General features: G+C 50.4%; 20 protein-coding genes. All 20 read left to right on the top strand.

Annotation, left to right across the window (positions count from 1 at the left end):
• Nucleotides 1-278 (top strand): elongation factor Tu (gene tuf, locus GX117_00575; protein ID NLO31840.1); only part of this gene is annotated, 278 nt, incomplete at its 5' end.
• 113 nt (nucleotides 279-391) lie between these two features.
• On the top strand, nucleotides 392-703 hold the full coding sequence (gene rpsJ, locus GX117_00570) for a 30S ribosomal protein S10 (protein ID NLO31839.1): 312 nt from the start codon (nucleotides 392-394) through the stop codon (nucleotides 701-703).
• 61 nt (nucleotides 704-764) lie between these two features.
• Nucleotides 765-1,400 carry a 50S ribosomal protein L3 gene (gene rplC, locus GX117_00565; GenBank protein NLO31838.1) on the top strand — a complete coding sequence of 212 codons (636 nt, stop codon included), beginning with the start codon at nucleotides 765-767 and terminating at the stop codon, nucleotides 1,398-1,400.
• Nucleotides 1,401-1,403: 3 nt separating this feature from the next.
• Nucleotides 1,404-2,030: a 50S ribosomal protein L4 gene (rplD, locus tag GX117_00560; GenBank protein ID NLO31837.1), complete on the top strand. Its 627-nt coding sequence runs from the start codon at nucleotides 1,404-1,406 to the stop codon at nucleotides 2,028-2,030.
• A gap of 2 nt (nucleotides 2,031-2,032) precedes the next feature.
• Nucleotides 2,033-2,326 carry a 50S ribosomal protein L23 gene (rplW, locus tag GX117_00555; protein NLO31836.1) on the top strand — a complete coding sequence of 98 codons (294 nt, stop codon included), beginning with the start codon at nucleotides 2,033-2,035 and terminating at the stop codon, nucleotides 2,324-2,326.
• A 13-nt stretch (nucleotides 2,327-2,339) separates the two neighbouring features.
• The gene (rplB, locus tag GX117_00550; GenBank protein ID NLO31835.1) at nucleotides 2,340-3,167 is read left to right on the top strand and encodes a 50S ribosomal protein L2; all 828 of its coding nucleotides are present in this window, start codon (nucleotides 2,340-2,342) and stop codon (nucleotides 3,165-3,167) included.
• Between the two features lie 92 nt (nucleotides 3,168-3,259).
• On the top strand, nucleotides 3,260-3,523 hold the full coding sequence (gene rpsS, locus GX117_00545) for a 30S ribosomal protein S19 (GenBank protein ID NLO31834.1): 264 nt from the start codon (nucleotides 3,260-3,262) through the stop codon (nucleotides 3,521-3,523).
• A 14-nt stretch (nucleotides 3,524-3,537) separates the two neighbouring features.
• Entirely contained in the window at nucleotides 3,538-3,885 is a 348-nt protein-coding gene (gene rplV, locus GX117_00540; protein NLO31833.1) for a 50S ribosomal protein L22, read from the top strand.
• An 11-nt stretch (nucleotides 3,886-3,896) separates the two neighbouring features.
• Complete coding sequence (gene rpsC / locus GX117_00535; protein NLO31832.1) at nucleotides 3,897-4,670, top strand: 30S ribosomal protein S3; 774 nt, start codon at nucleotides 3,897-3,899, stop codon at nucleotides 4,668-4,670.
• 93 nt (nucleotides 4,671-4,763) lie between these two features.
• Nucleotides 4,764-5,174: a 50S ribosomal protein L16 gene (gene rplP, locus GX117_00530; GenBank protein ID NLO31831.1), complete on the top strand. Its 411-nt coding sequence runs from the start codon at nucleotides 4,764-4,766 to the stop codon at nucleotides 5,172-5,174.
• Between the two features lie 32 nt (nucleotides 5,175-5,206).
• Nucleotides 5,207-5,422 carry a 50S ribosomal protein L29 gene (gene rpmC, locus GX117_00525; GenBank protein ID NLO31830.1) on the top strand — a complete coding sequence of 72 codons (216 nt, stop codon included), beginning with the start codon at nucleotides 5,207-5,209 and terminating at the stop codon, nucleotides 5,420-5,422.
• Entirely contained in the window at nucleotides 5,419-5,703 is a 285-nt protein-coding gene (rpsQ, locus tag GX117_00520; protein ID NLO31829.1) for a 30S ribosomal protein S17, read from the top strand. Before rpmC ends, rpsQ begins: the two co-directional genes overlap by 4 nt.
• Before the next feature lie 19 nt (nucleotides 5,704-5,722).
• Nucleotides 5,723-6,091 (top strand): 50S ribosomal protein L14, encoded by a 369-nt coding sequence (rplN, locus tag GX117_00515; GenBank protein ID NLO31828.1) that lies wholly within the window; start codon nucleotides 5,723-5,725, stop codon nucleotides 6,089-6,091.
• A 14-nt stretch (nucleotides 6,092-6,105) separates the two neighbouring features.
• On the top strand, nucleotides 6,106-6,417 hold the full coding sequence (locus tag GX117_00510; protein NLO31827.1) for a 50S ribosomal protein L24: 312 nt from the start codon (nucleotides 6,106-6,108) through the stop codon (nucleotides 6,415-6,417).
• Nucleotides 6,418-6,488: 71 nt separating this feature from the next.
• Entirely contained in the window at nucleotides 6,489-7,034 is a 546-nt protein-coding gene (rplE, locus tag GX117_00505; protein NLO31826.1) for a 50S ribosomal protein L5, read from the top strand.
• Nucleotides 7,035-7,085: 51 nt separating this feature from the next.
• Entirely contained in the window at nucleotides 7,086-7,391 is a 306-nt protein-coding gene (gene rpsN, locus GX117_00500) for a 30S ribosomal protein S14 (GenBank protein ID NLO31825.1), read from the top strand.
• A gap of 33 nt (nucleotides 7,392-7,424) precedes the next feature.
• The gene (gene rpsH, locus GX117_00495; GenBank protein ID NLO31824.1) at nucleotides 7,425-7,823 is read left to right on the top strand and encodes a 30S ribosomal protein S8; all 399 of its coding nucleotides are present in this window, start codon (nucleotides 7,425-7,427) and stop codon (nucleotides 7,821-7,823) included.
• Nucleotides 7,824-7,871: 48 nt separating this feature from the next.
• Nucleotides 7,872-8,408 carry a 50S ribosomal protein L6 gene (rplF, locus tag GX117_00490; GenBank protein NLO31823.1) on the top strand — a complete coding sequence of 179 codons (537 nt, stop codon included), beginning with the start codon at nucleotides 7,872-7,874 and terminating at the stop codon, nucleotides 8,406-8,408.
• Between the two features lie 47 nt (nucleotides 8,409-8,455).
• Nucleotides 8,456-8,809 (top strand): 50S ribosomal protein L18, encoded by a 354-nt coding sequence (gene rplR, locus GX117_00485; protein NLO31822.1) that lies wholly within the window; start codon nucleotides 8,456-8,458, stop codon nucleotides 8,807-8,809.
• A gap of 48 nt (nucleotides 8,810-8,857) precedes the next feature.
• A partial coding sequence (locus GX117_00480) for a hypothetical protein (protein NLO31821.1) occupies nucleotides 8,858-9,220 on the top strand: 363 nt, incomplete at its 3' end.

The following is a 9,220-nucleotide window of genomic DNA, read 5'->3' as shown; positions in this document are numbered from 1 at the left end:
AGAAATTTGAGGCCGAAGTTTATGTGCTTAAAAAGGAAGAAGGCGGTCGTCATACACCTTTCTTCACGGGTTATCGTCCCCAGTTCTATTTCCGTACCACGGACGTTACCGGTTCCTTGAATCTTCCCGAAGGCGTGGAAATGATTATGCCCGGTGACAACGTGACGATTACCGCAGAACTGATTACGCCCATCGCGATGGACGAAGAACTTCGCTTCGCTATTCGTGAAGGCGGCCGTACGGTTGGCGCCGGTGTCGTTACCAAGTTTTTGGACTGATAGAGTATCGCTTGTGCGCGGTATCTCTCTTATCGCGCACAAGTTGAAGCGAACTTTGTGTATTTAGCCTGGTCAACGTTTTATTAGCAACGTCGTGCCAATGGAGAATAACTATGGCGTCTAGCCACAAAATTCGAATTAAACTGAAAGCCTACGATCATCGTCTGTTGTATAAATCCGCCGCCGATATCGTACAGGCCGCCAAGGCTACGGGTGCCGGTGTACGCGGACCTATTCCTCTTCCGACGAACATTTCCAAATATACGGTGTTACGCGGACCCCATGTTGATAAGAAATCCAGGGAGCAATTTGAATGTCGCACCCATAAACGGCTGCTCGACATCTTAGAGCCTTCCGCGTCGACAGTGGATGCGTTGATGAAGGTTGTGCTTCCTGCGGGAGTGGATGTGGAAATCAAACAGTAACGATTGTAATACGGACGAAGCTGCATGATGCAGTACCCGTTCCGTAGTGAGGATACCAATGATGCTGAAAGGATTATTAGGGTTGAAACTGGGCATGACTCGGGTTTTTACCGAGGATGGCCTATGGATCCCCGTGACCCTGCTTCAGGCAGGTCCCTGCACCGTGGTTCAGCGTAAAACCCGGGATACCGATGGATATGAAGCCGTCCAAGTTGGTTTCGGCGATAAAAAAGAAAAGCGTTGTACCAAGCCTTTGTTAAATCATTTCAAGAAGGCCGGTGTCGATCCGAAACGTGTACTTCGTGAATTCCAAGTGGAAGATGAAAGTCCGCTGAAACCGGGCGACGAAATTCGTACCGATATCTTCAAAAAAGGTGATCGGGTCGATGTGTCCGGCTTAAGTAAAGGGCGCGGCTTCGCAGGCGTTATGAAACGTCACGGCTTCGCAGGCGGACCGAGTTCACACGGTTCAAAGTTCCATCGTCGACCCGGTTCTGCTGGTGCGAGTGCTTCACCGTCTGAAATCGTGAAGGGCAAGAAACTGCCCGGTCGGATGGGTAATGGCTCGGTCACCGTCCAAAATCTTGAAATTGTCGACGTTGATCCCGAAAAAAACCTGTTGGTTGTTCGAGGAGCGATTCCTGGCGCCAACGGTGGTGTAATAGTAGTCAAACATACAGTGAAGGGAGCCAGATAAGCTATGGTAGCCCTGAAAGTTTATACGATGGAAGGCGTCGAAAAGGACGCCATTGATGTCAGCGAAAAGGTGTTTAACCACGATACCAGTGAAACCCTTGTTCACGACGTTATTGTGGGCATGCAAGCCGCCTTGCGACAAGGCACTCATGCGACCAAAACACGCAGCAAGGTTTCAGGTGGCGGCGCAAAACCTTTCCGCCAAAAAGGAACAGGCCGAGCACGGCGCGGCAGCAGCCGAGATCCTATTTTGCGTGGTGGCGGCACGGTTTTCGGACCGGTTCCCCGTAACTATCGCAATAACATTACGACGGCGATGAAGAGAAAAGCACTGTGCGCCTTGTTGACGGCGCGTACCCGCTCCGAACGGCTGCGTGTACTTGCTGATTATAAAATTGAACAGCCGAAAACCCGTGTATTCGCGGAAATGCTGGACAAGGTCGCTACTAACAGTCGCCGTACCTTGTTCGTAACGGCCGATTACGATGAAAATACCTTGTTGTCTTCACGTAACATTCCTAATGTATATGTACGTACCGCAATGGATGTGAGCGCTTTGGATGTTATCCGTGCCTCCTCTGTGTTGGTCCAGCAAGAAGCTCTTCCGAAACTTGAGGAACGTTTGTCATGACCGTGGAATATCATAAAATTATAGACCGCCCGATCGTCACTGAAGAATCTCAGATTCTGCGCGAAAACGGTAATCATTATGTATTCCGTGTGAGTGCATGGGCGAATAAACACCAAATTCGTGAAGCCATCGAAGAGATGTACCGTAAAGAAGAAATCAAGGTGGTTTCCGTAAATACCATGAATTACCGTGGCAAGATGCGGCGGCCTTTAGGTACCCGTCGCACCGGTCGTCGGTCCCAATGGAAAAAAGCTATTGTCACCCTTCGCGCGGGCGATGTGATCGAATTAATCTGACGGAGATGTCGTTATGTCGTTGAAAAGATTTAAACCATATACCCCTTCCCGGCGCGAAATGAGTGTGTCAGACTTTTCTGATCTGACCACCAGCAAACCCGAAAAGAGCCTGTTGCGCCCCACAAAACGCATCAGCGGTCGTAATCATGCAGGCCGTATTACGTTACGTCGTCGTGGCGGCGGTGCCAAACGGCTCTACCGTTTAATTGACTTTAGACGGGACAAAATCGGTATTCCCGGAAAAGTAGCGACCATCGAATACGATCCCAATCGGACGGCGCGTATTGCATTGATCGTCTATGCTGATGGTGAAAAACGCTATATGATCGCCCATAAAGGGATGACTGTGGGTCAAAAGATTCTCAGTGGTCCTGAAGCGGAATACGAATTGGGTAATACGCTTCCCTTGGCGAACATTCCCTTGGGAAGTCTCGTTTACAACGTGGAACTGATCCCGGGCAGAGGCGGGCAAATTGCACGCTCTGCCGGCAATAAGTGCCAAGTCCTTGCCAAAGAAGGCCGCTTTGTTGTATTGCGTCTGCCTTCCGGCGAAATGCGGCGTTTCCAAAGCAATTGTCAGGCAACTTTGGGTGAAGTAGGCAACGAAGAACACCAGAACATCGTCCTTGGTAAAGCGGGTCGCACTCGCTGGCTGGGACGGCGTCCGAAAGTGCGCGGCGTTGTCATGAATCCGGTGGATCACCCCATGGGCGGTGGTGAAGGTCGTACTTCGGGCGGTCGTCATCCGGTTACCCCTTGGGGTAAACCCACGAAAGGCGCGAAGACCCGTCGGAAAAAAAACCGGTCTAACCAGTTTATTATTCGACGTCGTAACGCCTAAGTGGTGAGCCGGCCCATATAGCGGGACGCTAGAGAGCGTTCCAAGAGAAATGAATTGCCCTTCGGGGCGGAACCCAGATAAGGAGAAAACAGGTGTCACGTTCACTGAAAAAAGGATATTTCATAGACGATCACCTGCTGCAACACGTGTTAAAGCAACAGAGAGACCGGGACCGTCGCGTCATTAAGACATGGTCCCGTCGTTCCACGATCATTCCAGACATGGTTGGTTTAACAGTGGCTGTGCACAACGGGAAGAATTTTATTCCTGTTTTTATCACGGAAAATATGGTCGGTCATAAATTGGGCGAATTTGCGCCTACTAGAACGTTCCGCAGCCATGCGGGCGGTAGATAACAGGAGACAAGGTAATGTTAACAGCCGAGGCAACATTGCGTAATGTGCGACTTTCCCCGCGCAAGGCGCGCCTTGTAGCAGACCTTATTCGAGGCAAGCGCGTGTTAGAAGCTCGCGATATCTTAGAGTTTTCCCCGCAGCGCGCCGCAGAACCGATTCGGAAGCTGCTTGATTCCGCCGTGGCCAATGCAGAATGGCGTGCACGCGAAGCACGGCGCCGCATTGATCCTGATGAATTTGTTGTGAGCACCATTATGGTCGATGAAGGGCGTATGTTTTACCGTCACCGTCCGATGGCGCGCGGTCGCGCCGGGCGCATTCGTCACCGTAGCAGTCACGTTACCTTGTTCTTAAGCGAATAAGAGGAGATACCATGGGCCAGAAAATACATCCCTTCGGCTTTAGATTGGGCGTGATCCAAAATTGGTCATCCATTTGGTACGCCGACAAGGATTATGCCGAGTTATTGCACAAAGACTTGGAAATTCGCAAGTATGTGAAAATGCGGCTTGAAAAAGATCCTGACAATCCGAAGGCAGATGTTGCTAAGATCGATATTGAACGGGTGGGTCACAAAACGAAGGTGCACATTTATACACCGCAGCCCGCTTATGCTATCGGTCAAAAAGGGGATCGTGTAGAGCAGTTATGCCAAGAACTGCAAACGCTTACCGGTCACGAAATTGAAATCGAAATTAAAGAAGTTCCTGTCGCAGACCTGAGCGCACAGTTAGTTGCAGAACGGTTGGCTGGGCAGCTGGAACGGCGCGTCTCCTTCCGTCGCGCCATGAAAAAAGCCATGCAGAACACCATGCGCTTAGGCGCCAAAGGTATTCGTATCCGTGTGGCGGGTCGGCTGAACGGTGCAGAAATCGCCCGAGCCGAGCAGGCGCGCGAAGGAAGCGTTCCGCTCCATACGCTTCGTGCCAATGTAGATTATGGTACCGCTACGAGCCGAACGACTTATGGCGCTATTGGCGTGAAAGTCTGGATTTATCTTGGCGATATCATGCCCGGCGATGTGGTTACCTATGGCGGTTCCGGCGAGAAACGTCGGCAAAGCCCCCATCCGGGGCGGCGCGGTGGTGATCAACGTCATGGTCGTGGCGGCGGCGGCGGTGCCCGCGGCGGCCGTAAAATGGACTGATAAGGAGAAGGGCTCCTTTGGTGCGTGCCGGAGCCTGGATTTAGATATAACGTATTACATCGGTCAAACCGGTAGTTTGGAGATAGAATAACTATGTTGATGCCAAAGCGAGTAAAATTCCGCAAAGTGCAGCGTGGCCGTCGTTGCGGTGCCAGCAAGGGCGGTTGTAAGCTGGAAGAAGGTGAATTCGGTCTTAAGGCGATGCAGGACGGCTGGATTACGGCGCGGCAGATTGAGGCTGCTCGTGTGGCGATCACGCGTCATCTTCGCCGTGGCGGAAAAGTATACATCCGAATCTTTCCGGACAAACCGATTACGAAGAAACCTGCCGAAACCCGTATGGGCAAAGGTAAAGGCGCGCCTGACCAGTGGGTTGCCGTTGTGAAGCCCGGCCGTGTTATGTTTGAGATTGAAGGTGTGGGCGAACCGCTTGCCCGTGAAGCGATACGTCTGGCAGGCTTTAAACTGCCCATTAAAACGAAATTTATTTCTCGGATGCAATAATCGGCATCTTTCACAGGTAGGAGTCCAAAGCAGTGAGAGCCAAAGAACTTAGAGAAAAAACAGATGAAGCATTGCTGAAAATTATTCAGGATTGCCAAGCCAATATAATTAATTTTCGACTGCAACAGGCCACGGGTGTGGTGGATAATTGCCGCCTCGCACGGGAAGCACGCCGAGATATTGCACGAGTTAAGACGATCATGAAAGAGCGGGAAATTGCCGCCGCGAAAGGGAACATTAAATCATGAGCACAGACGTCCTTCAGCAGCCTGAATTGCAGCAGAGCCACCGAAAAGAACGTGTTGGCATTGTTACCAGTACTTCGATGAATAAGACCATTACCGTTTCGGTGTCACGTGTTAAAGAACACCGTCTTTATAACAAGGCCTTGCGGCGCAACAAAAAATATAAAGCCCATGATGAGGTTGAAACCTGTCGAGTTGGCGATGTGGTGCGCATTCGTGAGACCCGTCCGCTGAGCAAAACGAAACGTTGGCGCTTGGTGGAAGTCATTAAACGCGCTGAATAAAGGGTGAAGGAAATTAACGATGATTCAGATTTATTCAAAATTGTTGGTTGCCGATAATTCCGGAGCGCGCCAATTGCGGGTCATCCAGGTTATGGGCGGTTCGAAACGGCGCTATGCCGGGATCGGCGATATTGTTACCGCCAGCGTTCGTGAAGCGCTGCCTAATGCGGGCGTTAAAAAAGGCGACGTCGTAAAAGCGGTTATCGTACGCGCAAAACATGCGACCCAACGTGCTGATGGAACGACGATCCGCTTTGACACGAACGCTGCCGTTATAATTAATCCTCAAAAAGAGCCGAGAGGAACCCGTATTTTTGGCCCCGTACCGCGTGAATTGCGTGAGGGCGGTTTCCTTCGTATCTTGTCCTTGGCACCCGAAGTCATATAGGAAGTTAAGCTGCTATGTATATTAGAAAAAAAGATACCGTTATTGTTACGAGCGGCCGTTATAAAGGACGACGCGGGCGCGTATTGGAAGTTTTCCGGAAGAATGACACCCTGCTTGTTGAAGGCGTGAATATTCGTAAACATCACACGAAACCGGGCAGCAAAAATCAGACCGGCGGCATTATCGAAAGAGAAGCGCCCATCCATATGTCTAATGTGATGGCTTGGTGTGAATCAGCCAAAGCGCCGTCTGCGATTTTCATGAAACGGCTGGCAGATGGTGGACGTGTTCGTGTTTGGAAGATTAATGGAGAAACCGTGGATTAATTCCGTTGCCGTAGGAGCATTCAGTAGGCTCCGCGGCTTGGGAATAACCGATAGATCGGGAGAAAACAACCGTGGTTGTGAAACTTAAAGATAAATACAACAACGAAATTATTGGCGCGTTGCGCGAAGAATTTAAATATGCCAATGTTATGCAAGTGCCGCGCTTAGAAAAAATCGTTGTCAACATGGGTGTTGGGGATGCGATTGCCGATGCTAAATTGATGGACGCGGCGACAGCGGAACTGGCCTTGATTACCGGTCAAAAGCCGGTAATTCGCAAAGCACGTTTATCGATCTCTAATTTTAAACTGCGCGCTGGCGCCAATGTCGGCTGCATGGTCACGCTTCGCGGTCGGTACATGTGGGAATTTATGGATCGGTTATTTAATATTGCCATTCCCCGTATCCGTGACTTTCGCGGTCTGTCTCCCAAGGCTTTCGATAAATTCGGCAACTATACCTTGGGGATTCGTGAGCAAACCATTTTCCCCGAAGTGGATTTGGATAAAGTGGGACGTGTGCGCGGTATGAATGTTACGTTCGTCATTAAGAATGCCGGATCGGCAGAAGAGAGTCGGGCATTACTTCGACATTTGGGAATGCCGTTCGCAAATTAACTCTGGTAGAAACCGGGTGCCAATACGGCGCTCAAGACAAGGTGCGTTACTGTGGCTAAGACCAGCAAGATTGAAAAAATGAAAAAGCAGATGCGACTGGCTGAAAAATATCGCAGTCGCCGCGAGGCTCTGAAAGCCCGTGTTATTGATACTACGTTAACGATGGAAGAGCGGCTGGAAGCGTCGAGACAATTAGCAAAATTGCCTCGCAACGCGAGTCCTGTCCGACACCGTAACCGTTGTAAAGTGACGGGGCGTCCCAGAGGTTATCTGCGGAAATTCGCCATGTCGCGTATCGCCTTGCGGGAATTGGCCCATGAAGGGAAAATCCCCGGTGTTACGAAGTCCAGTTGGTAAAACTCTTTTTTCTAAGTAAGGAATATTATTGTCATGTCGATGAGTGATCCAATCGCTGATATGTTGACACGTGTAAGAAATGGTCTGCAGGCCGGTAAACAAACCGTGGATGTGCCGCGCTCCAATCTTAAAGTTGCCATTTGCCGTGTTCTTACTGAACAGGGCTATTTAGGCGGATTTGAAGAGACGGAAACACCTGCGCCGGGAATCATCCGTATTCAGCTGCGCTATTTGACGAATCGTAAACCCGTTTTACAGGGTATTAAACGGATCAGCAAGCCCAGTTTGCGCGTGTACCTGCGTCACGATGAAGTGAAGCCCGTACGCAGCGGTTTGGGCATTTCCATACTGAGTACCTCCAAGGGAGTGATGACCGGTAAACAGGCGCGTGCTCAAAAGCTGGGCGGCGAGCTGTTATGCGAAGCGTGGTAATACTAATAGCGAGTTTCAAAGCAAACTCGATGACAGGAGAGCAATAACGTGTCACGTATAGGTAAATTACCGGTGGAATTTCCAGCCGGAGTCAAGTGCGAGCTGAAAGATAACCATGTTAAGATTACAGGGCCCAAAGGCAGTTTAGAAGCTTCCTTCTCGCCTGAAATCACGATTGCTTTAGAAGATAATGCGCTCGTCGTCACGCGGCCGAGCGACAGTATTGAACATCGCTCTTTGCATGGATTGACGCGCACACTGATTAATAATATGGTGGTCGGCGTCAGTACCGGCTTCCGTAAAACGCTGCTTATTGAAGGTACCGGCTACCGTGTTTCGCTTCAAGGTAAAAACCTAAATCTGCAAGTGGGGCATAGCCATCCCGTGGTCATTGAGCCGCCCGCAGGCATCACCCTTGAAGTTGAAGGCGCGCAAACGATCCATGTTTCCGGTATTGACCGGCAGTCCGTGGGACAAGTAGCAGCCAATATCCGTAAAGTCCGGCCCGTTGAACCTTATAAAGGCAAAGGGATTCGTTATCAAGATGAGTTCGTCTTGCGCAAGGAAAGTAAAGCGGGAGCATAAACGACAGGTATATGTCCTTAATCAGGATATTTTGAAAGGTTTTTTTTATGGCTAAGATGGATAAAAAAATGGAGTTGCTGAAGCGCCGCGCCTTTCGCGTGCGTAAGAATATCAAAGGCACCTCTGAAAAGCCGCGCTTACGCGTGATACGGAGCAGCAAACATATCTACGCCCAGTTGATTGATGACATTGCAGGGCACACCTTGGCATCCGCTTCTTCCGTATCTTTAAAGATTTCGGGCAGCAACATTGCCGCAGCCAAAGAAGTCGGTAAATCCTTAGGTGAACGTGCTAAGGCATTGAATATCAGCTTGGCTTGTTTCGACCGAGGTGGTCATTTATATCATGGCAGGGTCAAGGCCCTCGCCGACGCGGCCCGTGAAGCCGGGCTACAGTTTTAGGAATTAGGACACTTGAGTACGGCTACTCTTAACAAAAAAGGCGATCAGATGACTCGTAGATTTGATTCGGATTCGGAAGCACACGCGCAAGAAGAGCTTATAGAGCACGTGGTAAAGATTTATCGTGTTGCGAAGGTTGTAAAAGGCGGACGCCGCTTTAATTTTAGCGCGTTGGTTGTTGTTGGTGATGGTAATGGGAGGGTAGGCGCTGCCCTTGGCAAAGCCTCTGAAGTATCCGATGCGATCCGTAAAGCCGGAGAGAAGGCACGCAAATCAATGATGTCAACGCCTATCGTAAGCACGACTATTCCGCACGAAGTGACCGGCAGACTGGGAGCCGCACGTGTTTTGTTGAAACCCGCCTCCCGCGGTACCGGTATTGTTGCCGGAGGTCCTGTCCGTGCCGTTGTT

The sequence above is a fragment of the Candidatus Hydrogenedentota bacterium genome (assembly GCA_012523015.1).
Taxonomy (GTDB): Bacteria; Hydrogenedentota; Hydrogenedentia; order Hydrogenedentales; family CAITNO01; genus JAAYBJ01.
This window is presented reverse-complemented; position numbering and strand designations above follow the sequence as displayed.